The following is a 25,048-nucleotide window of genomic DNA, read 5'->3' on the forward strand; positions in this document are numbered from 1 at the left end:
TTGTAAGTAGGTGAAAAACCTATCTATTTTAGCCGAAAAGGCTATCGCCCGGCGCATCTTGCGAGGCTCGGGCGGAAAAGACGGCTCAGGAGAGACGTGAAACCTGGGGTGAACGCTGCGCGTTAGCGGCTTTGTTCGGGCCCTTGTGCGACCTCAGGGCGTCGCCGCAACGCGAGCAGTTAGCGCGGCACGAACCCGTGCCGCGTCCAGGTGATAGTGACACAGTTCGACCCCGTCGCAGACCAGAACCGGCACAAGTTCGTTATAACGTGCTTCCAGCAAGGGATCGGTGTCGACGTCGATCACGACGACCTGTGCGCCGAACTCGGCCAGCAAAGGCTCGAGCGCGGCGCGCATGTCGTCGCACAAGTGACACCACGCGCGCCCGTAGAGCGTGAGCGGCGCCACCACCTTCATTTCTGCGCGCTGCGCGGGCGAATCGGCACGAACTGCGTGTTCTCGCCGCGACGGACCAGCAACGCGACCATCTTCTGCGGGTCGAGGTGCGCGGTCAGGTCGTCGAACTGCTTCGCGCTCGTGATATCCGTGTCGCCTACGCGCAGGACGATGTCGCCCTTTTGCAGTCCGACGCGCACTGCCGGCCCGTCTACCGCGTCGATCTGCACACCGTTGTGCAGTTTCAGCGCTTTCATCTGGTCAGCAGGGATATCGCTAACGGCAAGACCCAACATGTTCGTGGCGCGCTGCTTCGGCACCGGCGGCTTTTTATCATCCGCCTTGGTGGTCTTGTCCGGCTGCATCTCGGCAATCGTGACCGGCAGATCACGCGTCTGACCCTTGCGCCAAATCGTAATAGTCGACTTGGTGCCGGGCTTCGTATCGCCGACCATGCGCGGCAAATCCGTAGCCGTATCGACCGGATGGCCGTTGAACTTCAGGATGATGTCGCCCGGCTGCACGCCGGCTTTGTCTGCCGGGCCACCCGGCTCGACGCTGCTGACCAGCGCGCCCTGCGCCTTCGGCAGACCGAGTGAATCGGCCACGTCTTTCGTCACTTCGCCGATCGCCACCGCGATCCGGCCGCGCACGACCTTACCCGATGTTTTCAGCTGGTCGGCCACGCGCATCGCCTCGTCGATCGGGATGGCGAACGAGATGCCCATGAAGCCGCCGGTACGGCTGTAGATCTGCGAGTTGATGCCGATCACTTCGCCCTGCATGTTGATCAGCGGACCGCCTGAATTACCCGGATTGACGGCCACATCGGTCTGGATGAACGGCAGATAGTCGCCCGTATCGCGCCCCTTGGCGCTGACGATACCGGCCGTCACCGTGTTCTCGAGACCGAATGGCGAACCGATCGCGACCACCCACTCACCCACACGCACCTTGTTCGAGTCGCCGATCGTGATGGTCGGCAAATTGGCAGCGCTAATCTTCACGACGGCAACATCGGTCCGATCGTCCACGCCGATCAGCTTCGCCTTGAATTCGCGCTTGTCGGTGAGGGTGACGTAAATGGTATCCGCGTCGTCCACGACGTGCGCGTTGGTCATCACGTAGCCATCCGCCGACAGAATGAAGCCTGAGCCGACGCCACTGTTCTGCTCGGGATCGCTGTTATCCGGCGAATCCTGGCTGCCGCCGCTACCGCTCCCACCGTTATCGCCACCGCGCGGCGTACCGGGAGATTGCGGCGACTGCGGCAACGGGATGCCGAAGAAGCGGCGGAAAAACTCCGACATGTCACCGTCGTCCATGCCTGGCGGCAACCCGCCGCGGGCACTGCTGTTCGACACGCGCGTGGTCGTGCGAATGTTGACGACGGCTGGGCCGACCTTGTCGACGAGGTCAGTGAAGTCGGGCAGATTGGCGGCGGCGGGAGCGGCCGACGCCATGTGCGGCACAAGCGGCAAACACGCCGCTACCACCGCGGCCGCGAGGAATTTGCGCACCGAGAAAGTCGTCATATCGTAGCAAGCCGAGGGATTCGAGTGATTCGGAGGATTACTTCGGAGCTTTATATTCTATGGCAGACGCAAATTGCTGCAATGTGGTCTGGGGCACTTCACCAAGCAGAGTAATCCAGAAGTCGCCGCGCCGCTTGACCAACACGTGCGTGGCGCCGCTGCTGCCCGCGCCTTCCTTGCGAGTGTTGTTCTCGACCGGCTCGACAAACACCGAAATGGCCGCGAGGCCGTCGGAGAATACCGCCTGATCGACCGGAATGGTCGGCTGGCCCGCCTCACGCGCAGCCATTGGGCGGCGCAGTTCGCGAATCATGCGGAAGCCCGGCACCGTTGGCGTGATCTGCCAGCCTTGCGCAGCCATGTCGACCGGCTCGACCGGCGGGCGCACCACCGTCCAGCCTGTCGTATTACGAATGCCGTTGACAATGGCGGTCTTGTCGACCGGCACACCGATGCGAATCTGCGAAAACGACAACTGTTCGAGCACCTGACCGTTCGGATCAAGCGTCTGCGCGCGCAGCAGTAGACCGGTCTTCTTGTCGGCCCACAGCTTGTAAGCAAAGCGATATGCGTCTTTCGGGTCGAGCTCGATCACCTGACTGTCGATTCCCGCGACACGGTCATCGCCGAGTAACTTCGGCTCGTACACAGACAGCACCTGCTCCCCGCTCACAGCCAGCAGCGCGGGAAACGAATCTTTGTTCTGGCGCTTTTCGACCACGCACAGATGCCGCTCAGGCACGAACGTGTAGAGCTCTTCGTTGTGGCGAAGCATTTTGCGCGGCTTGCCGTCGAGACTTTCGAGTTGCTCGAATTCGCCGTCCGTGCGAGTCGCGTAATGCGCGATCCGCGACGTCTGAACGAAACTGCCGCGCTGATAGACGAACGCGCCTTCGTAGTTCTGCTGCTGGGCGGCCTGATGGATTCGATCGAGCAGCTCCGCGGCCGTGCGACGGGCGACGAGGGGATCGTCGGTTTGTGCAAAGACCCGCGGTGTAGCGGACAACAATACGGCTGCGCAGAACAGAAATGCCGGCAGCCGCCCCCAGATAGTCGTTTTATTCAACCGCGGAGTCTGCATCAAACTATTGGCCTTGCGTAGAAACTGCGGCAGCGCGAATCAGCGGCATCGAGCCCGGCATGACCGGTTGTTGCGCGAATTGCTGGTGAGCTTCCAGATACTGGTCGAGACTTGCGTCACGGATGATGTTGGCGTCCTGCGCGACCGGCTGGACCGTAGCGACGGGCACAGATGCCATGGCCACGCGTTGCAGCGAATCGCCGTGCGACTGGAGCGATGCGACTTGCGCCATGCCCGGGCCGCCCGGCACGCCTTGCAACTGCGGCACGACGATCCACGTCAACGTGGCAGCGGCAGCGGCGACGGCAAAGGCCGGCACGACGCGGCGACGCAGTGCCAGCAAACGGCGCGCGACCGGCATTGCGGCAGGCGCGAGCACGTGCGGCTCGTTGTCGAAACGTGCGGCAAAGCCGCTCAGGAACGCGCTGCTCGCCGCCGGGCTGACCGCCAGATCGTCGGAACGCAGGGCGTCGCCGATCAGGTGATAGCACGACCAGGCGGCACGATCCTGGCCGTCCAGTTCGGAAACAAACGTGTTCAGATGCTCTTCGCCGAACAACTCACCGTCGACAAAAGCGGACAGACGCTCGCCGCGCGAGCTGGCTTGCGATTGCATCGAGACCGACCCCATGATGCTCCCCATCTTACAAATACCCCGTAGTGACACCACTAATCCAGATATTGCACCCGTGCCCCGCCCGGCGGGCCGATATATTTACCAGCGCTTGCCTTCAGGTGTGTCAAGCAACGGACGCAATTTTGCCGCAATGGCTTCGCGAGCGCGAAAAATTCGTGATCTGACTGTGCCAATTGGGCAACCCATCATCTCAGCGATTTCCTCATAGCTCAAACCTTCAATTTCACGAAGAGTAATGGCGGTGCGCAACTCTTCCGGTAAAACCGCCATTGCAGCATTGACCGTCTCAGCGATCTGCTTGCTCATCAACATCGACTCAGGCGTGTTGATATCCCTTAGTTGGTCGGCGTCCGAGAAAGTTTCAGCTTCTTCAGCATCTGCTTCGGTCGAAGTCGGTGCGCGCCGCCCTTGGGTCGCAAGGTAGTTCTTCGCGGTATTGACCGCAATCCGGTACAACCACGTGTAAAAGGCCGATTCACCGCGAAACTGCGGCAACGCCCGGTACGCCTTGATAAAGGCGTCCTGAGCGACGTCTTCCACTTCGGCCGGATCCCGCACAAGGCGGGAGATCAGCCGGAGAATCTTGCGGTGGTATTTGGAGACCAGAAGCTCGAACGCGGCCTTGTCGCCCTTCTGGACGCGCTCGACCAGCACCTGATCAATTTCTTTTTCGCTCACCTGATAAATCCGTTAACTATAGGGCGCATGGCGGGGGACCATTGTAGCGTCCCCATCATCTCGGCACGTTACTCCGGTAACAGCGGTTACAGTCGTTACAGTCAGGCGCCGGCGCCACGCCGGCCCAGCACGGCCAGCTCGCGAAAGACAGACGCTGGAAGCGCGTCAGCGGCAAGAAGTAGCGTGCGTGAGCGCCCATGGTCCGGCATCAGCGCCAGAACGAGCAGGCGACCGCTCCATTGCGAACAGCCGGCAATGCGACCCTGCGCCAGCAAATTGCCGCCCCGGCTCCAGGCAGACAGTCCGTCCGGGCCGATTTTCAGCGCAACGGGCTGCGCATGCTCATGTTTTACCGCACAGAGCATGAGTAGCGCCCACACGGCAAGCGTCAACGGAACCGCCTGCCAGGCGCCCAGATGCGACGTGAAGCAGGTGTAGGCGGCCAGCGTCGCAATCAGGACGAATGCCCCCAAAGCAGCGCGCATGAAGACGGAGCGCCGCAACGTAATCCGTTGCGGCGCCCCACCGGGCGTTGCCGATTCGAGGGAAACCGGCGGGCAAGCCGGCGTTTTCGACTGGCGTGTCACCAACGCGATCGGGCGATCAGGCGCGCTTGAAGACCAGCGTGCCGTTCGTGCCGCCGAACCCGAACGAGTTCTTCAGCGCGACGTCGATCTTCATCTCCCGCGCGGTGTTTGCGCAGTAATCGAGATCGCAGGCCGGATCCTGATTGAAGATGTTGATCGTCGGCGGCGACACCTGATGATGCACGGCCAGCACGGTGAACACCGATTCCAGACCGCCAGCGCCGCCCAACAGGTGACCTGTCATTGACTTGGTCGAATTCACGACCATGTCTTTGGCGTGGTCACCGAAAGCGCGCTTGATGCCGGTGGTTTCAGCCAGGTCGCCGAGCGGCGTGGACGTGCCGTGCGCGTTCAGGTAGTTCACCTGATCCGAATTGATGCCAGCGTTCTTCATCGCGGCCAGCATGCAACGGCGCGCGCCGTCACCGTCTTCCAGCGGAGCGGTCATGTGATAGGCGTCGCCGCTCATCCCATAGCCGCTGACTTCGGCGTAAATCTTCGCGCCGCGTGCCTTCGCGTGTTCGTACTCTTCAAGCACCATCACGCCGGCGCCCTCGCCCAGCACGAAACCGTCGCGATCCTTGTCCCACGGACGGCTCGCCGTTGCCGGATCGTCGTTGCGTTGCGACAGCGCACGCGCCGCCGCAAAGCCGCCGACACCCAGCGGCGACACGGTGGATTCTGCACCGCCGGCGATCATCACGTCGGCGTCGCCGTATTCGATCAGGCGCGAAGCCTCGCCGATACAGTGCAGACCCGTGGTACATGCGGTCACGATCGCCAGATTCGGACCCTTGATGCCGAACTTGATCGACAGGTGGCCCGAGATCATGTTGATGATCGAGGCGGGCACGAAGAACGGCGAAATACGGCGCGGGCCGCGATTCAGCAGTTCGGTCTGCGTGTTTTCAATCATCGGCAGGCCACCGATGCCCGAACCGACCACCACGCCGATGCGCTCCGAATTCTCGTCGGTGACTTCGAGGCCGCTGTCCTGCATCGCCTGGATGCCCGCAGCGACGCCGTAATGGATGAACGTATCCATATGGCGCGCCTCCTTACCGGGGATGTAGTCCTCGATATTGAAGCCCTTCACCTCGCCGGCGAAACGAGTCGAAAAGTTCGACGCATCGAACTTCGTGATATTGGCAATACCCGACTTGCCGGCGACCAGATTGGCCCAGCCGTCGGCAACATTATTGCCAACAGGCGAAATCAGCCCCAGGCCTGTAACAACAACACGACGGCGGCTCACGGTAACCCCTTTTTCATAGATGACAAAAGCAAAAGCCACAGCGGCCACAGGAACCTGCCCTGTGTGCCCTGTGGCTGTTAGCCGCCCCCACACCCGGCGCTTCGCACCAGGCGCCCCCGAGGGGGGCAATCCCCCAAGGGGATTTCCTTCGGGGCGGAAAACGCGGGGCGGCCCGGCGTTTTCTTGAAAATCGGCAATCGCGCGGAAATTTGCGCTGTCAGCATCGCTGGCTCCTGCACGGCAAAAAGCGCCAGCCCTGCTGGCGTCGGAAACCGACACGGCAGGGCGTCATACTCCGCCAACGCAGAAACGCAGGCGCGAATGACTTTAGGCCTTGACGTTCGCGCGAGCGTAGTCGATCGCTTGCTGAACGGTGGTGATCTTCTCGGCTTCTTCATCCGGAATTTCCATGCCGAATTCGTCTTCGAGGGCCATCACGAGTTCAACGGTGTCGAGCGAATCGGCACCGAGGTCGTTCACGAACGAAGCTTCGTTCTTGATCTCAGCTTCTGCGACGCCCAGTTGTTCTGCGACGATCTTCTTGACGCGCTGTTCGATATTGTCCATTACCCCTCCAAGGGAAAAGAAGTTCAAAAATACAGGTGCGCGCATTTTATCAGGTTTGACCCGGCAAAAAAGCGGCGCATCGGGTTCCTGTCAAGGCATGCGCCTTACGCATTTGCAAACGCATCAAGGCGCGGATAGTAACCGAATTTGGTTACGACATGTACATTCCGCCGTTCACATGTAGTGTCGTACCGGTGATATAACCCGCTTGCGGCGACGCCAGGAATGCAACAGCGTGCGCAATATCGTCCGGGCTGCCCAGGCGGCCGAGCGGAATCTGCGTCTTCAGTGCGGCTTGCTGCTCTTCCGGCAGGGTCTTGGTCATGTCGGTGTCGATGAAGCCCGGCGCGACGCAATTGACGGTGATACCGCGGCTGCCGATCTCACGTGCAAGTGCGCGCGTCATGCCTGCTACGCCCGCTTTCGCGGCTGCGTAGTTGACCTGCCCCGGGTTGCCGGCCGAGCCGACCACCGACGTGATGTTGATGATACGGCCGCCCTTCGCCTTCATCATCGGACGCAGCACCGCGCGCGACAGACGGAAGACTGACTTGAGATTGGTGTCGATCACCGCATCCCAATCGTCGTCCTTCATGCGCATCGCGAGTTGGTCTTGCGTGATGCCGGCGTTATTCACGAGCACATGCAGCGCGCCGAATTCCTTCACGGTGCCGTCGATCAGCGCTTCGACTGCGGCGGCGTCGTTGACGTTGAGTACCGCGCCGCGACCGTTCACGCCAGCCGCATGAAGGGCTTCACTGATCGCTGCCGCGCCGCTTTCGCTGGTCGCCGTGCCGATCACCGTCGCGCCCTGGCGCGCCAACTCCATCGCGATTGCACGGCCAATGCCGCGCGACGCGCCCGTTACGATTGCGATTTGCTTGTCGAGAGTCTTTTCCATCTGTCAGTCCGGATGCCCTTTCGGAGGGCTGATTGATTCTTGATGTCAGGCTTGCAGCCAATGGCGGGCTGTTCAGCCCGCCGGCACCAGCTTGAGCGTTTCTTCGAGCGAAGCCGGGTCGAACACCGAAGCGCCGATCAGATTGCCGTCGATGCGCTTTGTCAAACCCGCAAGGACCTTACCAGGACCGCATTCGATCACGTGCGTGACGCCTTGCGCCGCCATCGCCTGCACGCTTTCGACCCAGCGCACCGGACCGGCTGCCTGACGCACCAGCGCATCCTTGATCTTTGCCGGCTCGTTGACCACCGCGACGTCGACGTTGTTGATCACCGGAAGCGACGGCACTTGCACGTCGACGCTGGCAAGATACTCGCGCAATTGATCCGACGCCGGCTTGAGCAGCGACGAGTGGAACGGCGCCGATACCGGCAGCGGCAACGCGCGCTTGGCGCCCTTCGCCTTCGCGACTTCGCAAGCCTTTTCGACCGCAGCCTTGTGACCGGCGATCACGACTTGCGCCGGCGCGTTGAAATTCACCGCTTCGACGACACCCGCGACCGACGCTTCGGCGCAAACCGCGCGCACCGTGTCGTCATCGAGGCCGAGAATCGCGGCCATGGCGCCGACGCCGACCGGCACCGCCGTTTGCATGGCTTGCGCGCGAAAACGCACGAGCGGCACAGCATCGCGAAACGCGATCGCGCCCGCCGCGACCAGCGCGGTGTATTCGCCGAGGCTATGGCCGGCGACGATGGCCGGCTTCGGGCCGCCCGCCTGCTGCCACGCACGGTAAATCGCATACGCGGCGGTCAGCATGACCGGCTGGGTATTGGTAGTGAGGTTCAGATCTTCGACGGGGCCTTCGGCGATCAGCTTGCCGAGGTCCTGATTGAGTGCATCGGACGCTTCCTGAACCGTCTCACGCACGACTGCGTGATCGGCGAATGCGTTGAGCATGCCGACCGACTGCGAACCTTGCCCGGGAAAAACGAACGCAAATTTCATATCGTCCCCAAAATCGATGTTGTCAGATGTGGGTGGAGCGCCCAGTTGATGGCGAGCGCGCTCAAGCGTATCCGAGCGCTGCGAAGAGCGCTCGCCATAACGTCGCCGCTATCAGTAGCGGATAACCGACGCGCCCCACGTAAAGCCGCCGCCGACGCCTTCGATCAGCACGTTCTGGCCGCGCTTGATGCGGCCGTCGCGCACTGCGACGTCAAATGCGAGCGGAATGGACGCAGCCGACGTATTGCCGTGCTCGCCCACCGTGACGACCATGCGTTCCTGCGGCAAGCCGAGCTTACGGCAGGTGCTTTGCATGATGCGGATATTGGCCTGATGCGGAATCAGCCAGTCGATCTGGTCGGCCGACAGATCTGCTTTTGCGAGTGCCTCGATCGCAACCTTTTCGAGCACATTGACCGCGAGCTTGAACACAGCCTGCCCGTCCATATGCAGAAACGCGCTGCCCTCGATCACACCGCCGTTCACATTGCCCGGCGTGCAGAGAATGTTCGAATGACTGCCGTCGGCGTGCAATGCGCTCGCCAACACACCCGGTTCTTCCGACGCCTGCAGGATCACCGCGCCCGCGCCGTCGCCGAACAGCACGCAGGTGGTGCGGTCCTTGAAATCGAGAATGCGAGAGAAGGTTTCCGCGCCGATCACGAGCGCTGTGCGATGCTGACCGCCGCGAATCAGGCTGTCTGCCATCGCCACCGCATAAGCGAAGCCCGAACAGACGGCCTGCACGTCGAATGCCGCGCCGTGGTTCTTGATGCCGAGCTTGTTCTGCAACAGGCACGCCGTACTCGGGAACACAAAGTCGGGCGTGGAGGTTGCAACGATGATCAGGTCGATGGATTGCGGATCGATATCCGCCGCTTCGATCGCGCGTTGCGATGCGATCAGCGCCAGATCACTGGTGGTGACATCCGGTTCGGCGAAGTGGCGCGCATGGATGCCCGTGCGGGCAACGATCCATTCGTCACTCGTCTCGACGCCCTGCTTGGCAAGACGTTCAGCCAGATCCTGATTGGTGACGCGTCCGGGTGGCAGGTAGCTGCCGGTGCCCAACACGCGGGAATAAATTGTCGATTGAGCCATTATGCCTTCGAGGATTGCGCAGCGTAGGGCTCGGCTGGCTGGCCTGCGATCGGGCTTGCGTGACCCGCACCGCTTGCGTCGCGCGCCGCCTGTTCGAGAGAACCTGCGTTCTCTTCCATTGCTCGCGCAAGGCGTTCCAGCACGCCGTTTTTGACGGCATCATACCCGCGTTTGATAGCCCACTCAAACGCGTAGGCATCCGCCGAGCCGTGGCTTTTGATCACCAGCCCACGCAGGCCCAGCAGTGCGGCGCCATTGTATTGCCGGTGATCGACGCGCTTCTTGAAGCGCATCAATACCGGCAATGCGAGCACCGCCATCACCTTGGTGAGCCACGAGCGGCCGAACTCTTCCTTGATGATATCGGAGAGCATCTGCGCGAGGCCTTCCGACGTCTTCAGCGCGACATTGCCGACAAAACCGTCGCAGACGATCACGTCGACCGTGCCCTTGAAGATGTCGTTGCCCTCAACGTTGCCGTGAAAGTTAAGTGTACTCGCGCGCAGCAGTTCGCCGGCACGTTTGATGGTGTCGTTGCCCTTGATGACTTCTTCGCCGATGTTGAGCAGGCCGATGGTGGGCCGCTCCTTGCCCTCGAGCGCGGACACGAGCGCGTGCCCCATCTCCGCGAACTGCAGCAGATGCTGCGGCTCGCAGTCGACGTTGGCGCCCAGGTCGAGCATCGTCGTGTAGCCAGTGGGATTGGGCATGGCGAACGCGATGGCCGGGCGTTCGATGCCCGACAGCGTTTTCAGCACATAGCGCGAAACCGCCATTAGCGCGCCGGTGTTGCCAGCGGAAATGCAGGCTTGCGCCTCGCCTTCCTTGACGCGATTCAGCGCCACGCGCATGGATGAGTCTTTTTTCTTGCGCAGCGCGACTTCGACCGAATCGTCCATGGCGACGATCTCGGAAGCAGGCACGACGGTCAGCGCCGGCAGGTCCTGAGCCTTCAACTTCTTTAGCTGCGCACGAATCGCATTTTCAATGCCGACGAGCAGCAACTCAGCATCGGGATGCGAACGAACGAAGTTGACGGCAGCGGGAACGGTCACGGACGGGCCGTGGTCGCCTCCCATGCAATCTATCGTGAGCTTTACTGTCATGGAGTGCGACGAATTTCAGGCGCCCTGCATGGGACCGCAGTAAGCGCAAAAGCGTCAACCGCGATCGACGCAAAAAAGCGGCAGTTAAATGCCGCCTTTTTGCCGAGCCGGGAAAATGTCAAGCGAGCCGATCGCCACGCGAAACGCCAAGGGGCGCAACGCAGTGGAACGATTAGTCGTTCTTCGTCTTGACGACTTTCTTGCCGCGATAGTAGCCGTTCGGGCTAACGTGGTGACGCAGATGCACTTCGCCCGTGCTCGGTTCCACGGCCAGCGGTGCTGCCGTCAGGAAATCGTGCGAACGGTGCATGCCGCGCTTCGACGGCGACTTCTTATTTTGTTGAACTGCCATAACTAACTCCTAAAAATTTTCCGAATTCTAACACAGCCCGACCCGGTGTCCGCCATTGACCGAATGGCCAATGCGCCCGCTTCGCGCTCCCATGCAACTGTTCAATGCTTCTTGTCGTCCGGCTCACCGCGCTTGAGACTTTCGAGCGCCGCAAACGGATTGGGCCGCTCGGGCTCACCGCCCTCACCAGCTTCGTCCGGCGCAGCCTCGTCGCCCTCGCCTTCTGCTCCGGCCACACCAGAGACGAGGCTCTCGTGCACTTCGGGACAAATCTCATGCTTGGGCACGAGCGGCAAGGAAAGCAGCAACTCTTCTTCGATCAAGTCGATGAGATCGAACTGGCGTGAGCCCACGATCACTTCGACTTCATCCTCGTCGAGCGGAAACTCTTCGGCTTCCGCCTCAGTGTTGACGATCCGGTAAGTTGCATCGACATTGAACGGCTGCAAATACGGTGTCATGCACCGCTGACATTCGAGCCATGCAGCGCCGTGAATCGCGAGCCTCAGATAAGGCTGCGGACCCTCGGTGCCGTCGTCCTGCAATTCCGGCTGCGTCGCCCCTTCGGCTTGCCAGGTGAACGCGGCATCGCGGTCTGGCGCTTCTGCCGGGACTTCGTTTAACATGCGCGGCAGTTGCGAGACGCGCACGACACCCGCGGCCTGACGCCCACTCCGCGCAAATTCGAAAAGATCGAGATCATGCGGGTCGGATAGACCTGCAGGGTTGCCAGGATGTTGAGTCATGTGCGCTCCTGCGTCGGCAAGGATTTCGCCGAGAGTAAACCGGTTTGCAAAGTAGCCCGCGGAACTCGTGCGCTGCTATGTATTGCCCATACCATTGCCCACACGGCAGAACCGCATGCGCAATAGCATACCGATGAAAAGCCCGAAATCATATCCGTTTTGTCTTTTCGAGTCAAACACTTAAGCCCGTACACGTGCGAACTTCGCACAAGCCCGTACGACCCGCCTCTCTAGCCGTTGGTTGACCATGCCAGATTCCCCCAATCGCCCGCCACGCCTGATTCTGGCGTCGAGTTCGCCCTATCGTCGCGAGTTGCTCGAGCGACTGCGTGTTCCATTCGATGTCATCGTGCCGGCGATCGACGAGACGCCGCTCGCCGGCGAAACGCCCGAAGTGACCGCTCTGCGACTCGCCGAGGCCAAAGCCCGAGCGGTGACGGACAAGCTTGGCGCTGGCGAAGCTGCACTCGTCATCGGCTCCGATCAGGTTGCCACCTACGACGGCTTGCAGCTCGGCAAACCCGGCACGCATGACAAGGCGCTCGCCCAGTTGCAGGCAATGCGCGGCCGCGAAGTCCTGTTTCATAGTGCACTGTGCCTGTTCGACAGCCGCTCGGGGGCGGCGCAATCGGCCGATGTCATTACGCGCGTGCAGTTCCGGGATTTGCCGGACGCGGAACTGGATGCCTATCTGCGCGCCGAAACACCGTACGACGTCGCGGGCAGCGCCAAATCCGAAGGCCTCGGCATCGCCCTGCTCGAGGCGATTCATTCCGACGACCCGACCGCGCTGGTCGGCCTGCCGCTGATCGCGCTGTCGCGCATGCTGCTCGCCGCCGGCTACCCACTCCTGAGGACGCTATGAGCGGTACTTTGTATCTGATCCCGAACACGCTCGGCGAAGGCGATGCCGACGCGCTCGACGCCGTCCTGCCAGCGCCGGTGCGCGCCCGCGCGGCGTCGCTCGACTATTACATCGGCGAAAACGCGAAAACCACCCGCGCTTTCCTGAAGAAGGTCGGCACCGAAAAGCCGATCCAGGAAATCGAAATTCGCGAATTGAATGTCAATACACCGGCCGGTGAGATCGACAAACTGCTCGCACCGCTGTTGGCCGGCACCGATGCGGGTCTGGTATCCGAAGCGGGCTGCCCGGCAGTCGCCGATCCGGGCGCCCTGCTAGTGCGCCGCGCGCATGAGCGCGGCGTGAAGGTCGTGCCGTTTGTCGGACCGAGTTCGATTCTGCTGGCGTTGATGGCTTCCGGCCTGAATGGCCAGAGTTTTGCGTTCCATGGCTATCTGCCGGTCGACGCCACTGAACGAGCCAAGCGGCTGCGCGACCTCGAGCAGCAGTCGCGCAAAGCAAAGCAAACGCAGATCTTTATCGAGACGCCCTACCGGAATCGCGCGCTGCTCGACACGTTGCTGGCGACGTGCGCGCCGTCCACGCTGGTATGCGTCGCCGTCGATCTGACGCTGGAGACGGAAACCATTGCCAGCCGGACCGTGGCCGACTGGAGGAAGAAAACCGCTATTGATCTGCACAAGCGGCCGGCAATTTTCCTGATCCTCGCCGTCTGATCGCTGATGCGCCTCAAATTGATCGACACACCGATCATGATTTAACGGCAAAAAGCAAAAAGCCCCGTGCGATCGACTTTCGACCGCACGGGGCTTTTCTTGCATCAGATCACCGCAGGCTCATCTTCCCGCCGAGCGCCATCGCGTGAACGGCGCCACTGCCGACCGCCGCACCGAACTTGCGCGCCACGCGGTCCGTAATACTCTCCTTGACCGTGTAGTCGACGATATCCGGCGCCTTGAACAGGTCGCGCGCGACGTAATCCGCGTCACCGAAACCGTCTGCGAGTCCCAGTTCGACACTCTTCTGTCCGGTCCAGAACAGGCCCGAGAACATGTCCGGCGTTTCGTGCAGGCGCTTGCCACGGCCTTCACGCACGGCGTCGATGAACTGCGCGTGGATCTGATCGAGCATGTCCTGCGCATGTTCGTCCATCTTCGGCGTTTCCGGCGAGAACGGGTCGAAAAATCCCTTGTTCTCACCCGAAGTGTGCAGACGGCGCTGGATCCCCAGCTTATCCATCAAACCGGTGAAGCCAAAGCTATCCATCAGCACGCCAATCGAACCGACGATGCTCGCCTTGTCCACGTAAATCTTGTCGGCCGCCGCGGCCGCGTAATAGCCGCCCGACGCACACATGTCGCCGACCACGACATACAACGGAATCGACGGATACTTAGCGCGCAGCCGGCGAATCTCGTTGTAGATGATGCCCGCCTGCACCGGGCTGCCGCCCGGGCTGTTACAGCGCAGGATCACACCTGCCGTACCCGCGTCGTCGAAAGCGCTTTCCAGCGCAGTGTTGATATCTTCCGCGTTCGCGTTCGTATCAGCGGAGATTTCGCCGTCAAGCGTAATCATTGCTGTATGCCGGCCGGTGGTCGAAACCTTGTCGCCGGAGAAATCGAAGGCGCCCCATACCGCCAGCAGCACGAGGATCAGGAACACAAAGCGGAAGAAGATCTTCCAGCGGCGTGCCGCGCGCTGCTCGGTGATTGCCGCAAGCGCGATGCGCTCGAGCGCGGCGCGCTCCCAGCCCGGCTCATCGGCAGGCGTGCGGGGGCGGCCTGTCAGGGACGGTTCCTTCGGATCGGGAGTCAAATTGTCGGACATGCGGTGCAGTGGAAAGATCGAAGAGAGAAAAAATCAGGGCGTGGCCGGGCGCAGTTCGCCGTCCGGCAGCCAGAACACGGCGCGGCCTTCAGGTGTATCCCGCTCGTCAACCTGGACGGGGCGCAACCGGCCGCCGCGGCACGGACCGCCAACGCATTTGCCCGTATCAGGCGCGTAAATCGCGCCATGTGTAGCGCACATCAAGTATAAACCGGACGATTCGAAGAACTGCCCTTCAGCCCAGTCGAGCTCCATCGGCACGTGAGCGCAGCGATTCAGATAGCCGTACGCACGACCATCATAGCGAACAAAAAATACCACGACGTCGCCACCACCAAGCCTCGCCGCGCGCCGCACGCCCGCGCCGCCGTCGACCAGCTCTTCGGACGCACAAATGCGAACGGCCTGAGCCACCGCTTCGGTCGTGGCCGTGCTCATGCGTTCTCTCGCAGCCAGCCGGACAACGCGCTCACGCTCGGCGCAACGAATTTCGGCGACAAAGCCGTCAACGAGCCAGCAGGATGCGCGCCGTATGTGACACCGATACCCGCGACGCCGGCATTGATCGCCATCTGCAGATCGTGGGTCGTATCGCCGACCATCACCGTGCGCGCCGGATCCTGCCCCAGTTCACGCGTGAGTTCGTGCAGCATGGCCGGATGCGGCTTCGAAAAGGTTTCGTCGGCGCAGCGAGTGCCGTCGAACTGGCTGGTCAGGCGCGACTGGTCAAGCGCGCGATTCAGCCCGACGCGGCTCTTGCCGGTCGCCACCGCCAGCAAATAACCTTGATCGCGCAATTCCTGCAGCATCTCGCGCACGCCGACGAACAGTTCGGTGGTCTGGTCCTTCACTAAATAGTGAAAGCGATAGCGCTCCGCCAGACGCGGGTAATCAGCCGGATCGAGCGTGGGCGCAGCGATTTGCAGCGCGTCGCGCAGGCCGAGGCCGATTACGTAGCTGGCGGCCTCATCGGCGGGAACCGGCAGACCGAGATCGCGGCATGCCGACTGGATGCTGCGCGTGATGTGCGCGGTCGAATCCATCAGCGTCCCGTCCCAGTCGAAGACGATCAGATCAAATTGCTCTCTAGCCATGCGGTGTCGTCTCCGGGTTTGACCCACTTCGTAATTCACGTAATTCATTGAGCTGTGCAACGAAACTGCGGCATTCGGCCGGCAGCGGTGCCTCGAACTGCACGGGCGCGCCGGTTGCCGGGTGCGTCAGCTTAAGACGGTAGGCGTGCAGGAACATGCGCTTCAGGCCAGGCTTGGCGTTGGCGCGGGCCAGCGCCTTGTTCAGCGCGAAGTCGCCGTATTTGGCATCGCCGACGATCGGCAGCTCCAGATGCTGCAAGTGGACGCGAATCTGATGCGTCCGACCGGTCTTCAGTTCCGCCTCCAGCAGCGCGTACTCCGGCCAGCGGTCGATCAGATTGAAGACCGTGTGCGACGCAAGTCCATCGGCCTGGACGCGCACACGCCGTTCGCCGTCCGCGGTCAAATACTTATGCAGCGGCTCCTTGACTGCGCGGCGACGACCCCAGTCGCTCGCCCACTCGCCGTGGACGCACGCATAGTAGCGCTTATCCATCTTGTTCTCGCGAATCTGCTCGTGCAGATTGACCAGCGCGGAGCGTTTCTTGGCGAGCATCAAGATACCGGACGTCTCACGATCCAGCCGATGCACCAATTCGAGGAATTTCGCCTGCGGCCGCGCTTCGCGCATCTGTTCGATCACGCCGAACGCGACGCCGCTGCCCCCATGGACCGCCACGCCGGCAGGTTTGTCGATCACGAGCATGTGCTCGTCTTCAAAAATAATTTTGAAATCGGCGCTCGGCACCGGCGCCTGAGCGATCGCTTCGTTCGGTTGAGCGACACGAATGGGCGGCACGCGCACCAGATCGCCCAGCTCGAGGCGGTACTGCGCGTCTATCCGGCCCTTATTGACGCGCACTTCCCCGCTACGCAGGATGCGGTAGATATGGCTTTTGGGCACGCCCTTACAGACGCGCAAAAGGAAGTTATCAATGCGCTGTCCGGCCGCACTGTCGTCGATCTCGATCATCGAGACCTGGTCGCTTGCGACCGATTTCTGGGATATTTTGCCTAACTCTTTCATTATGAATATAATTTGCCCAGCAGTCTGCGGCGGCCGGCGCAGTGTCCGGAATTCGGGCGGATTGCGCAGGCGCAAGCGATAAATCGTTATTTTACTTGCGCCGGGGTCTGGTTGCTCACCCTGAAAATGAGATGCAACATGTTGCACGCACGAAGTCAGTACCCGGCAGGGACGGCGCCCACAGGCGCGTTCGGTCAAGGTCAGCTTCGACGGTAACGGAATTTTGGTAAAAAAGAATTTAACTTTCAGCTTCGGTATCGGGCGGTCTGACGCCCTGCTGGTTGAAGCTGCGAGTTGCGAAAATACGGCGTGCGCCCGAGGCGTCTTGTAGAAAGTACAAGACATGGCGACGTCAAAATGAGGCGAGACACCCCCAGCGAGAAAAGACGCGCCGACTGCGCGAACTTCCCGCTGCGGCATGACCGCAGCCTTCGACCCTCCGGTCACGCGCCCAGTTGGCGCACCGGCGCGAGTGGACGAAAGGCTTATGAAGGTCTGCTGGCAGAACCCGCGGCGTGTCGGGTCGTTATTTGAAGCCGTGTTCGCATGTGCCCTGCGGCACCGCGCCCATTTTTCAATCGGGCCGGGCCCTCTCAGGCAATTCTCCCGCCATTTTTCCCGCTCCAGCGTGCTTGTGAAAACACAATAAGGCGCGGCATGCCGCTGCCCTCTTGGCTCTCGCGACTGACAACCGCGCAGCTGAGGGCTAGCTAAGCCGCCTGGAGCCGTTCAATGAAACGAATGTTGTTCAATGCGACGCAGCAGGAAGAACTGCGCGTCGCCATCGTCGATGGGCAAAAACTCATCGATATCGACATCGAAACCGCCGGGCGCGAACAGCGCAAAGGCAATATTTACAAGGGCATCATCACCCGCATCGAGCCCTCGCTCGAAGCCTGTTTCGTCAACTACGGCGAAGACCGCCATGGCTTCTTGCCGTTCAAGGAAGTCGCCCGCCAGTACTTCCGTGACGGCGTCGACATGCGCTCCGCGCGCATCCAGGACGCCCTCCGGGAAGGCCAGGAACTGATCGTTCAGGTCGAAAAAGAAGAGCGCGGCAACAAGGGCGCCGCCCTCACCACCTTCATCTCGCTCGCCGGCCGGTATCTCGTTCTGATGCCGAACAACCCGCGCGGCGGCGGTGTGTCGCGCCGTATCGAAGGCGACGACCGTCAGGAACTGCGCGAAACCATGGCGCAGCTGCAATTGCCGGAAGGCATGAGCATCATCGCGCGCACGGCCGGTATTGGCCGCAGCGCCGAAGAGTTGCAGTGGGACCTGAACTACCTGATGCAACTGTGGCGTGCCATCGAGGCCGCATCGCAAAGCGGTTCGAGCGGCCAGCCGATGCTGATCTATCTCGAATCGAGCCTCGTTATTCGCGCGATTCGTGACTATTTCCAGCCGGATATCGGCGAAATCCTGATCGACACCACCGAAATCCATGACCAGGCCCGCGCCTTCATGGATATTGTGATGCCGGACAATGTCAGCAAGGTGAAGCGGTATCACGACGACGTGCCGCTGTTCTCGCGCTTCCAGATCGAACACCAGATCGAAACCGCGTACTCGCGCACGGTGCCGTTGCCTTCGGGCGGTGCAATCGTGATCGACCACACGGAAGCACTGGTCGCGATCGACGTGAACTCGGCGCGCGCCACCAAGGGCGCCGACATCGAGGAAACAGCTGCGCGCACCAACCTCGAAGCTGCCGACGAAGTGGCCCGCCAGTTGCGCCTGCGCGACCTGGGCGGCCTGATCGTGATCGACTTCATCGACATGGAATCGGCCAAGAGCCAGCGTGAAGTCGAGCAACGCCTGAAAGACGCGTTGAAGCACGACCGTGCACGCGTCCAGATGGGCAAGATCTCGCGCTTCGGCCTGATGGAACTGTCGCGTCAACGTCTGCGCCCGGCTTTGTCGGAAGGCAGCCACGTGACCTGCCCGCGCTGTAACGGCACGGGCCACATTCGCGATACTGAATCGTCCGCGCTGCAAGTGCTGCGGATCATTCAGGAAGAAGCGATGAAGGAAAACACCGCGGCGATCCATTGCCAGGTGCCGGTCGAAGTGACCGCCTTCCTGTTGAACGAGAAGCGCGCGGAAATCAACAAGATCGAGTCGCGTTTCAAGGTCAATGTCGTTCTGATCCCGAACAAGCACCTCGACACGCCGCATTACAAGCTCGAGCGTCTGCGTCACGACGATGCACGCCTCGACGAGCCGCGCGCCTCGTGGAAGATGGCCGAAGAAGCAGCCCGCGAACTGGAATCGGAAACCGGTTACAGCAAGCGCGCTGAAGAAGTGAAGCCGAAGCAGGAAGCGGCGGTCAAGGGCATCACGCCTGAGAAGCCGGCCCCGAGCGCGCCGGTACGTCCGGCAACCCCGGCTCCGGTGGCTGTTACGCCGGCCAGCGGCGGGTTTATCGGCTGGTTGAAGAATCTGTTCGGCATGCAGCCGGCCGCACCGGCGCCTGTCGCACCGGCAACGACGGAAAAGCAGGCGCGTCCGCAACGCGGCGAACGTACGGAGCGCGGTGAGCGCACCGGCGAACGCGGCGGCGATCGCAACCGCAATCGTCGTGGCGGCGCAGGTGGCCGCGATGCAGCGGGCCGTGGTGAAGGCACGACCGGCGGCCGTCAGGCCCAAGGTCAGCAGCCGTCGCCGCGTCGCGAGGAACGCGAACCGCGTGAAGCACGCGAAGGTCGTGAACCGCGCGAAGCACGTGAATCGCGCGAGCCGCGCGGCAATCGTGAAGCGCGTGAGGCCCGCGAAGGCCGCGAGGCTCGTGAGCCGCGTGAAACTCGCGAGAGCCGCGAAAACCGTGACCGCGACAATCGCGGCAACGAGCGTGCGGAAACCGTCGACGGCGCACCGCGCGCCGAACGTGGCGAGCGCCAGGAGCGCGGCGAACGCCGTGAGCGTGGCGAACGCGCTGAACGTGGCGAACGCCGCAAACAGCAACCGGAAGCAGCAGATGCACTGACACAAAACGAGTCGCAAACAGCGGAAGAACTGGCGCAAAACCAGACCGCCTTGGGCGAAAACGGCGCGCTGGTCGATCAGGAAGCCGTGGCGCGTGAAGGTGAAGAGCGCCGTCGTCGCCGTCGCGGTCGTCGTGGTGGCCGTCGTGAGCGTGAAGAGGACGTGAACGGCAATCTGGCTGCGGACGTCGCGGAAGGCGAAGGCGATAGCACCAATGTGACCGACGAAGCACCGGTGCGCACCTCGCATCAGCCGGTCGAGCACAAGGCTGAAGTCAACGAAGCGAACGACGTCAAGCCGGTGGAAGTCGTTGTCGCTGCTGTCGCGACGGAAACCGTTGTCGTCAGCCAACTGCACGCTGCAACTGAAACGCCGGCTCCGGCAGTCGAGACGGCTGCGAAGGCGGAAACGGTTGTGCCGGCCGCGGAAGCGCCGGTGGCACCTGTTGCGGTCGAGCAAGTAGTGGAAGCGCCGGTGGCGCAAGCCGCTGCCGCGCCGGTCGAAGCAGCGCAAGCTGCGCCGGCCGCCAGCGAAACGGTTTCGCTCGTCGAACCGGTCACTCGCGTCGAAGCCCCGTTTGAAGCACGGGTCGAAGCGCCGGCAGTTGCTTCGGTGGTTGAAGCGCAAGCCGCACCGGCTCCGGTGGAAACCGTGGCGCCGGCAGCAGTGGTCGAAGCACCGGCCGCCCAGCCGGCACGGCAAGCGGATATCTTCGAAGCGCAACCGGTCGTTGCAGCGGTCGCTCCGGCAGTTGAAGCGGTCGTTGAGCCGGCAGCAGTCGAGCCGGCACCCGTCGCAGCTGCGCCGCAAGCACCGCGTAACGCCGGTGTCTCGGCGGAAGCCCTGAAGCCGGTGCTGGAACAAGCCGGTCTCGTCTGGGTGAACACGGACGCCGACAAGCTGCGGGCCGCGCAGGAAGCTGCTGCGCAAGTGGCCAAGCCAGTCCGTGTGGGCCGCGAGCGCAAGCCGTTGCCGCCAGCCGAAACCGCGCCGATGCAAATGGTGGAAACCGGTAAGCACCCGCAGTAAGCGAACCGCTGCCATGCAAAAAGCCCGCCCTCACCGGCGGGCTTTTTGTTTTATGGGCGCCTCACGCTCGCCCGATCGCGCGCTTTATGGCAGTCCCCGTATACCCGAACGGCGTCCGAAGGCCGGCAGCGGCCGGGTGCATTTCCGCTAGAATAAAGATCTAGGTTCCAATCGCAGCACCCATGTCATGGCACCTAAGCAGCCCAAAACGAAGCATCAAGCGAAGTAATTCATGTCCCGACGCATCATCCCTGTTGCCGATTTCAGCGCGGTGCCGGTCATCTCCGGCCCCGTGCAGGCGCCCAGCGGCGCGCTGCACGACGCGCTGACGCGTCCGTTGCGCGACCTGCGCATCTCGGTGACGGATCGCTGCAATTTTCGCTGCGTCTACTGCATGCCGCGCGCAGTGTTCGACAAGGATTATGCGTTTTTGCCGCATAGCGCACTGCTCAGCTTCGAAGAGATCGAACGGCTGGCGCGGCTCTTCGTCGCACATGGGGTCGAGAAAATCCGTCTTACGGGTGGCGAACCGCTTCTGCGCAAAAATCTGGAATTCCTGATCGAAAGACTCGCGCAACTCACCACGCCGGAAGGCCGCCCACTCGATCTGACGCTGACCACTAACGGTTCGCTGCTGGAGCGCAAGGCGCGCAGCCTGAAAGACGCCGGCCTGACCCGCGTGACGGTGAGTCTCGACGCGCTCGACGACACCCTGTTTCGCCGTATGAACGACGCCGACTTCGCGGTCGCCGACGTGCTGGACGGAATCGCTGCGGCACACGCAGTGGGGCTCGCGCCAGTGAAGGTCAACATGGTCGTCAAGCGCGGCACCAACGACAGCGAAATCGTGCCAATGGCGCGTCATTTCAAAGGCTCGGGCACGGTGTTGCGCTTCATCGAGTACATGGACGTGGGCACGTCGAACGGCTGGAACATGACCGAAGTGCTGCCTTCCGCTGACGTCGTGACGCGCATCGCCGAGCATTTCCCGCTCGTGCCGCTCGAAGCGCACAGCGCAGCCGAAACCGCCCAGCGCTGGGGTTATGTGGACGGCGGCGGCGAGATCGGCGTGATTTCGAGCGTCACACGCGCATTTTGCGGAAGTTGCACGCGTGCGCGTCTATCGACCGAGGGCAAGCTGTACCTGTGCCTGTTCGCGTCGTCCGGTCACGATCTGCGCGCCTTGCTGCGCAACGGTGCGAGCGACGCCGATATCGCCACTGCCGTCGCCGAAATCTGGCAAAACCGCAGCGACCGTTATTCGCAATTGCGCGGCAGTAATGCGGCCGCGCCGCGCGAGCAGGACGGCCGTCGCGTGGAAATGTCATACATCGGCGGCTAAGCGGCCAGGCCCATGACCCTAACACGCGAACACATCACCGGTCTGGTCCTCGCGGGCGGACGCGGCATGCGTATGGGCGGCGTAGACAAGGGGCTGCAACAGCTGCACGGCGAGCCGCTCGCCTCCCATGTGCTGAAGCGACTCGCACCGCAAACCGGCGCCCTGCTGATCAGCGCCAATCGTCATCCCGACGTCTACAGCACACTCGGCGCGCCGTTCGGCGCCAAGGTACATGCCGATACGCTGCCCGGCTTTCCCGGACCGCTGGCCGGGCTGCTCGCCGGGCTGCGCGCGGCCGGCACCGCGTACGTGCTAAGCGCGCCCTGTGACACGCCGGGACTGCCGGCCGAACTCGCCGCCCGCCTCGCGCAGGCACTCGACTCGAATCAGGCCGACATCGCCACGGTCACGACCACCGACGCCGAAGGCCACATCTCGCTCCATCCCGTATTCGCGTTGCTGCGCATCAGTCTTGCAGACGACCTCGCAGCCTTTCTGGAAGCCGGTGAACGCAAGGTCCGCGCGTGGTACGCGCGCCACAAGACGGTCGAAGTCGCCTTTACCGACGAGCGCGCGTTTTACAATATCAATTCGTTACAAGAACTCGCCGACCTCGAGCGTTGTTGAGGCCCCGGTTGAAATCCCGCTCCGGCCGCACGGCAACAGCCGCTCCCGCCTCCGGTCGCGACGCCCAGCCCTTCATGACCACGCTTAACGAATTTTCCCGCTGCGTCGCGCAGTACGATCCTCACGCGCTACCTGTTTCGGCCGCCCAGGCGATCGTCCGTCAATGGGCTGCGCCGGTCACGGCGGTCGAACGCGTGGCATTGCGCGATGCGCTTGGCCGTGTGCTGGCGGCCGACATCGTGTCGCCGATCGACGTCCCTTCGCACGACAACTCGGCGATGGACGGCTACGCATTCATCGGCGCGGCATTGGCAACGAGTGAGTCTGCGGTCGATTTGACGATCGCCGGCAAAGCACTGGCCGGCCATCCCTTCGCGGGCCACATCGACACGACGCAATGCGTACGCGTCATGACGGGCGCCTGCATGCCGGCCGACTGTGACACCGTCGTGCCGCAGGAGCTTGTCGAGCTCAGCGCCGATTCCACCTCGATCCGCTTTGCGGCCGGCGCCTTGAGGGCCGGCGCCAACCGGCGCCTGGCCGGCGAAGACCTCGCCCGCGGCCATGCCGCGCTACGCGCCGGCCGCATCATGCGAGCCTCTGACCTCGGTTTGCTGGCTTCGCTCGGCATAGGCGAAGTCAACGTGCGGCGCCGTTTGCGTGTCGCATTTTTTTCCACGGGCGACGAGTTGCGTTCTCTCGGCGAGCCGCTCGACCCGGGTTCGGTGTATGACAGCAATCGCTACACGCTGTTTGCGATGCTCCGGCGCCTGAACATGGATACGCTCGATCTCGGCGTGGTGCGCGACGAACCCGCCGCTCTCGAAGCAGCGTTACGCAGCGCTGCAGCCAGTGCCGACGTGGTGTTGACTTCGGGCGGGGTCTCGGTCGGCGAAGCGGATTTCACCAAGCAATTGCTGCAGACGTTCGGCGACGTCGCGTTCTGGAGTCTTGCGATGCGCCCGGGCCGGCCGCTGGCTTTTGGCCGGGTCTGGTCCGGCGAGCATCCGGGCCTCGGGCTGCCCGCGCTATTCTTCGGCTTGCCAGGCAATCCGGTAGCCGTGATGGTGACGTTCTACCAGATCGTACGCGAGGCGCTGCTGCTGATGTCCGGCGCAACGCCGCAGGCCCTGCCGGTCCTGCGGGCCGCCAGCCGCCAGACCATCCGCAAACGGGCCGGCCGCACCGAGTACCAGCGCGGCGTCGCCGAGCGGGATGCGCACGGCCAATGGCATGTCACGCCAACCGGCTCACAAAGCTCTGGCGTGCTGAGTTCGATGAGCGAAGCAAATTGTTTCATCGTTCTCGGGCACGATGAAGCCGATATTGCCGAGGGCGAGCACGTCGATATCATGCTGTTCGACGGCCTCATCTGACGACTTACGGAACGCTGCTGTTGCGGCTGGTTTGCTGCCGCATTTGCAGCTTTACCCATTACCACTACGACACACGGGTTTGACTTCCATGAAAAAACAGATCTCGTTCATTGCACCGGGACAGACGGCCAAAGCGCTTATCCTCGTGTACCTGACGTTCTCGGTGCCGATCGTGCTGCTCGGCGTACTGGTGGCGTTCATCCGCTACGGCTCGGTCGAACTGAGCACGGTGTTCAGCGCACTGCTGCTGAATGCGATTCTCGGCTTCATCCTGCTGTGGATTGCATGCCACGCGTACAACTGGGTGGCATCGCGCTTTGGCGGTATCGAAATCCAGCTGACCGACGCGCCGGAAGAAGCGTAATGACCGCAACGATCCGCGTCGCGACGCCCGCGGATACGGGCGCAATCTTCGCGCTGACGTACGAGTTGGCTGAGTTCGAAAGCCTCACGCACGTATTTGTCGCGACCGAAGACGGCTTGCGTGACGCACTGTTCGGCGCGCGACCCTCGATCGAAGCGCTGGTGGCGGAAAACGAAGAACGCATCGTCGGCTATGCGCTGTTCTTCCACAATTACTCGAGCTTTGCCGGCAAACGCGGGCTGTATCTCGAAGATGTTTACGTGCAACCGGATCAACGCGGCAGCGGTTTAGGCGCCGCGATGCTAGCCCGGCTAGCGGCGCTGGCAGTCGAGCGGCAGTGCGGACGCTTTGAATGGACCGTGCTCGACTGGAACAAGCAGGCCATTAGCTTCTACGAGAAGATGGGCGCGACGGTGATGCCGGATTGGCGTGTCGTGCGCCTGACGGGCGAAGCGCTTGAACAGTTGGCCGCAACGGCTGGCGCCTGAGTCGGGGCCGGTTCGGGCTCGACGCTCAGCTTATAGATTTAGCCGACTGACCCTGCTCTCCCCTAACTAAG

At 62.3% G+C, this 25,048-nt stretch carries 26 protein-coding genes; 8 read left to right on the forward strand and 18 right to left on the reverse strand.

Going from position 1 to position 25,048, the window contains the following annotated elements; translation table 11 throughout:
- Window positions 1–153: 153 nt before the first annotated feature.
- The 14 genes from KHO31_RS03645 to KHO31_RS03710 form a co-directional block, all read right to left on the reverse strand.
- A complete protein-coding gene (locus KHO31_RS03645; RefSeq protein ID WP_201070147.1) occupies window positions 154–417 on the reverse strand; it encodes a glutaredoxin family protein in 264 nt (87 codons plus the stop codon).
- Window positions 414–1,931: a DegQ family serine endoprotease gene (locus KHO31_RS03650; RefSeq protein WP_201070150.1), complete on the reverse strand. Its 1,518-nt coding sequence runs from the start codon at window positions 1,929–1,931 to the stop codon at window positions 414–416. The genes KHO31_RS03645 and KHO31_RS03650 overlap by 4 nt, the downstream gene beginning before the upstream one ends.
- 37 nt (window positions 1,932–1,968) lie before the next feature.
- A complete protein-coding gene (locus KHO31_RS03655; protein WP_201070152.1) occupies window positions 1,969–3,012 on the reverse strand; it encodes a MucB/RseB C-terminal domain-containing protein in 1,044 nt (347 codons plus the stop codon).
- Window positions 3,013–3,016: 4 nt separating this feature from the next.
- A complete protein-coding gene (locus KHO31_RS03660) occupies window positions 3,017–3,643 on the reverse strand; it encodes a sigma-E factor negative regulatory protein (protein WP_201084672.1) in 627 nt (208 codons plus the stop codon).
- A gap of 84 nt (window positions 3,644–3,727) precedes the next feature.
- Entirely contained in the window at window positions 3,728–4,327 is a 600-nt protein-coding gene (gene rpoE, locus KHO31_RS03665) for an RNA polymerase sigma factor RpoE (RefSeq protein WP_006051939.1), read from the reverse strand.
- A gap of 101 nt (window positions 4,328–4,428) precedes the next feature.
- On the reverse strand, window positions 4,429–4,812 hold the full coding sequence (locus KHO31_RS03670) for a protein YgfX (RefSeq protein WP_201071088.1): 384 nt from the start codon (window positions 4,810–4,812) through the stop codon (window positions 4,429–4,431).
- Between the two features lie 118 nt (window positions 4,813–4,930).
- On the reverse strand, window positions 4,931–6,169 hold the full coding sequence (gene fabF / locus KHO31_RS03675; RefSeq protein WP_172173055.1) for a beta-ketoacyl-ACP synthase II: 1,239 nt from the start codon (window positions 6,167–6,169) through the stop codon (window positions 4,931–4,933).
- Window positions 6,170–6,496: 327 nt separating this feature from the next.
- Complete coding sequence (acpP, locus tag KHO31_RS03680) at window positions 6,497–6,736, reverse strand: acyl carrier protein (RefSeq protein WP_004197638.1); 240 nt, start codon at window positions 6,734–6,736, stop codon at window positions 6,497–6,499.
- A gap of 151 nt (window positions 6,737–6,887) precedes the next feature.
- Window positions 6,888–7,637, reverse strand: coding sequence for a 3-oxoacyl-ACP reductase FabG (fabG, locus tag KHO31_RS03685; RefSeq protein WP_201084673.1), 750 nt, complete (start codon window positions 7,635–7,637; stop codon window positions 6,888–6,890).
- A gap of 72 nt (window positions 7,638–7,709) precedes the next feature.
- Window positions 7,710–8,645, reverse strand: a complete 936-nt coding sequence (gene fabD, locus KHO31_RS03690) for an ACP S-malonyltransferase (protein WP_201070155.1) — start codon at window positions 8,643–8,645, stop codon at window positions 7,710–7,712.
- 111 nt (window positions 8,646–8,756) lie between these two features.
- The gene (locus KHO31_RS03695; RefSeq protein WP_201070156.1) at window positions 8,757–9,746 is read right to left on the reverse strand and encodes a beta-ketoacyl-ACP synthase III; all 990 of its coding nucleotides are present in this window, start codon (window positions 9,744–9,746) and stop codon (window positions 8,757–8,759) included.
- On the reverse strand, window positions 9,746–10,852 hold the full coding sequence (plsX, locus tag KHO31_RS03700; protein WP_201070158.1) for a phosphate acyltransferase PlsX: 1,107 nt from the start codon (window positions 10,850–10,852) through the stop codon (window positions 9,746–9,748). Before plsX ends, KHO31_RS03695 begins: the two co-directional genes overlap by 1 nt.
- A 172-nt stretch (window positions 10,853–11,024) precedes the next feature.
- On the reverse strand, window positions 11,025–11,204 hold the full coding sequence (gene rpmF, locus KHO31_RS03705) for a 50S ribosomal protein L32 (protein WP_006051932.1): 180 nt from the start codon (window positions 11,202–11,204) through the stop codon (window positions 11,025–11,027).
- 101 nt (window positions 11,205–11,305) lie between these two features.
- A complete protein-coding gene (locus KHO31_RS03710) occupies window positions 11,306–11,950 on the reverse strand; it encodes a DUF177 domain-containing protein (RefSeq protein WP_201070160.1) in 645 nt (214 codons plus the stop codon).
- Window positions 11,951–12,197: 247 nt separating this feature from the next.
- On the opposite strand from KHO31_RS03710, the gene KHO31_RS03715 reads away from it, so the two are divergent.
- On the forward strand, window positions 12,198–12,815 hold the full coding sequence (locus KHO31_RS03715; RefSeq protein WP_201084674.1) for a Maf-like protein: 618 nt from the start codon (window positions 12,198–12,200) through the stop codon (window positions 12,813–12,815).
- Window positions 12,812–13,531, forward strand: coding sequence for an SAM-dependent methyltransferase (locus tag KHO31_RS03720; protein ID WP_201070166.1), 720 nt, complete (start codon window positions 12,812–12,814; stop codon window positions 13,529–13,531). The genes KHO31_RS03715 and KHO31_RS03720 overlap by 4 nt, the downstream gene beginning before the upstream one ends.
- A gap of 109 nt (window positions 13,532–13,640) precedes the next feature.
- Here KHO31_RS03720 and KHO31_RS03725 read toward each other — a convergent pair whose 3' ends face one another.
- The 4 genes from KHO31_RS03725 to KHO31_RS03740 are packed head-to-tail and all read right to left on the reverse strand — an operon-like array spanning window position 13,641 to window position 16,766.
- On the reverse strand, window positions 13,641–14,645 hold the full coding sequence (locus KHO31_RS03725) for a S49 family peptidase (protein ID WP_201070169.1): 1,005 nt from the start codon (window positions 14,643–14,645) through the stop codon (window positions 13,641–13,643).
- 33 nt (window positions 14,646–14,678) lie between these two features.
- On the reverse strand, window positions 14,679–15,083 hold the full coding sequence (locus tag KHO31_RS03730; protein ID WP_201070173.1) for a Rieske (2Fe-2S) protein: 405 nt from the start codon (window positions 15,081–15,083) through the stop codon (window positions 14,679–14,681).
- On the reverse strand, window positions 15,080–15,739 hold the full coding sequence (locus tag KHO31_RS03735) for an HAD-IIIA family hydrolase (RefSeq protein ID WP_201070176.1): 660 nt from the start codon (window positions 15,737–15,739) through the stop codon (window positions 15,080–15,082). The genes KHO31_RS03730 and KHO31_RS03735 overlap by 4 nt, the downstream gene beginning before the upstream one ends.
- Window positions 15,732–16,766 carry an RluA family pseudouridine synthase gene (locus KHO31_RS03740; RefSeq protein ID WP_201071090.1) on the reverse strand — a complete coding sequence of 345 codons (1,035 nt, stop codon included), beginning with the start codon at window positions 16,764–16,766 and terminating at the stop codon, window positions 15,732–15,734. The genes KHO31_RS03735 and KHO31_RS03740 overlap by 8 nt, the downstream gene beginning before the upstream one ends.
- 732 nt (window positions 16,767–17,498) lie before the next feature.
- On the opposite strand from KHO31_RS03740, the gene KHO31_RS03745 reads away from it, so the two are divergent.
- From KHO31_RS03745 to KHO31_RS03770, 6 genes are all read left to right on the forward strand, one after another.
- A complete protein-coding gene (locus tag KHO31_RS03745) occupies window positions 17,499–20,780 on the forward strand; it encodes an Rne/Rng family ribonuclease (protein WP_201121776.1) in 3,282 nt (1,093 codons plus the stop codon).
- A 232-nt stretch (window positions 20,781–21,012) separates the two neighbouring features.
- Window positions 21,013–22,122, forward strand: coding sequence for a GTP 3',8-cyclase MoaA (moaA, locus tag KHO31_RS03750; protein ID WP_201070183.1), 1,110 nt, complete (start codon window positions 21,013–21,015; stop codon window positions 22,120–22,122).
- A 12-nt stretch (window positions 22,123–22,134) separates the two neighbouring features.
- The gene (mobA, locus tag KHO31_RS03755; protein WP_201070186.1) at window positions 22,135–22,749 is read left to right on the forward strand and encodes a molybdenum cofactor guanylyltransferase MobA; all 615 of its coding nucleotides are present in this window, start codon (window positions 22,135–22,137) and stop codon (window positions 22,747–22,749) included.
- 74 nt (window positions 22,750–22,823) lie between these two features.
- The gene (moeA, locus tag KHO31_RS03760; protein WP_201070189.1) at window positions 22,824–24,125 is read left to right on the forward strand and encodes a molybdopterin molybdotransferase MoeA; all 1,302 of its coding nucleotides are present in this window, start codon (window positions 22,824–22,826) and stop codon (window positions 24,123–24,125) included.
- Window positions 24,126–24,213: 88 nt separating this feature from the next.
- Window positions 24,214–24,489, forward strand: a complete 276-nt coding sequence (locus KHO31_RS03765; RefSeq protein ID WP_054036190.1) for a hypothetical protein — start codon at window positions 24,214–24,216, stop codon at window positions 24,487–24,489.
- Window positions 24,489–24,977, forward strand: coding sequence for a GNAT family N-acetyltransferase (locus KHO31_RS03770; protein WP_201070192.1), 489 nt, complete (start codon window positions 24,489–24,491; stop codon window positions 24,975–24,977). The genes KHO31_RS03765 and KHO31_RS03770 overlap by 1 nt, the downstream gene beginning before the upstream one ends.
- Window positions 24,978–25,048: the final 71 nt, after the last annotated feature.

The organism is Paraburkholderia domus (assembly GCF_905220705.1).
Classification (GTDB): Bacteria; Pseudomonadota; Gammaproteobacteria; order Burkholderiales; family Burkholderiaceae; genus Paraburkholderia; species Paraburkholderia domus.

Coding starts and splice junctions, on each gene's coding strand:
- KHO31_RS03645 (WP_201070147.1), bottom strand. CDS start 417: ATGAAGGTGGTGGCGCCGCTCACGCTCTACGGGCGCGCGTGGTGTCAC.
- KHO31_RS03650 (WP_201070150.1), bottom strand. CDS start 1,931: ATGACGACTTTCTCGGTGCGCAAATTCCTCGCGGCCGCGGTGGTAGCG.
- KHO31_RS03655 (WP_201070152.1), bottom strand. CDS start 3,012: ATGCAGACTCCGCGGTTGAATAAAACGACTATCTGGGGGCGGCTGCCG.
- KHO31_RS03660 (WP_201084672.1), bottom strand. CDS start 3,643: ATGGGGTCGGTCTCGATGCAATCGCAAGCCAGCTCGCGCGGCGAGCGT.
- KHO31_RS03670 (WP_201071088.1), bottom strand. CDS start 4,812: ATGCGCGCTGCTTTGGGGGCATTCGTCCTGATTGCGACGCTGGCCGCC.
- acpP (WP_004197638.1), bottom strand. CDS start 6,736: ATGGACAATATCGAACAGCGCGTCAAGAAGATCGTCGCAGAACAACTG.
- fabG (WP_201084673.1), bottom strand. CDS start 7,637: ATGGAAAAGACTCTCGACAAGCAAATCGCAATCGTAACGGGCGCGTCG.
- fabD (WP_201070155.1), bottom strand. CDS start 8,645: ATGAAATTTGCGTTCGTTTTTCCCGGGCAAGGTTCGCAGTCGGTCGGC.
- KHO31_RS03695 (WP_201070156.1), bottom strand. CDS start 9,746: ATGGCTCAATCGACAATTTATTCCCGCGTGTTGGGCACCGGCAGCTAC.
- plsX (WP_201070158.1), bottom strand. CDS start 10,852: ATGACAGTAAAGCTCACGATAGATTGCATGGGAGGCGACCACGGCCCG.
- rpmF (WP_006051932.1), bottom strand. CDS start 11,204: ATGGCAGTTCAACAAAATAAGAAGTCGCCGTCGAAGCGCGGCATGCAC.
- KHO31_RS03710 (WP_201070160.1), bottom strand. CDS start 11,950: ATGACTCAACATCCTGGCAACCCTGCAGGTCTATCCGACCCGCATGAT.
- KHO31_RS03715 (WP_201084674.1), top strand. CDS start 12,198: ATGCCAGATTCCCCCAATCGCCCGCCACGCCTGATTCTGGCGTCGAGT.
- KHO31_RS03720 (WP_201070166.1), top strand. CDS start 12,812: ATGAGCGGTACTTTGTATCTGATCCCGAACACGCTCGGCGAAGGCGAT.
- KHO31_RS03725 (WP_201070169.1), bottom strand. CDS start 14,645: ATGTCCGACAATTTGACTCCCGATCCGAAGGAACCGTCCCTGACAGGC.
- KHO31_RS03730 (WP_201070173.1), bottom strand. CDS start 15,083: ATGAGCACGGCCACGACCGAAGCGGTGGCTCAGGCCGTTCGCATTTGT.
- KHO31_RS03735 (WP_201070176.1), bottom strand. CDS start 15,739: ATGGCTAGAGAGCAATTTGATCTGATCGTCTTCGACTGGGACGGGACG.
- KHO31_RS03740 (WP_201071090.1), bottom strand. CDS start 16,766: ATGAAAGAGTTAGGCAAAATATCCCAGAAATCGGTCGCAAGCGACCAG.
- KHO31_RS03745 (WP_201121776.1), top strand. CDS start 17,499: ATGAAACGAATGTTGTTCAATGCGACGCAGCAGGAAGAACTGCGCGTC.
- moaA (WP_201070183.1), top strand. CDS start 21,013: ATGTCCCGACGCATCATCCCTGTTGCCGATTTCAGCGCGGTGCCGGTC.
- mobA (WP_201070186.1), top strand. CDS start 22,135: ATGACCCTAACACGCGAACACATCACCGGTCTGGTCCTCGCGGGCGGA.
- moeA (WP_201070189.1), top strand. CDS start 22,824: ATGACCACGCTTAACGAATTTTCCCGCTGCGTCGCGCAGTACGATCCT.
- KHO31_RS03765 (WP_054036190.1), top strand. CDS start 24,214: ATGAAAAAACAGATCTCGTTCATTGCACCGGGACAGACGGCCAAAGCG.
- KHO31_RS03770 (WP_201070192.1), top strand. CDS start 24,489: ATGACCGCAACGATCCGCGTCGCGACGCCCGCGGATACGGGCGCAATC.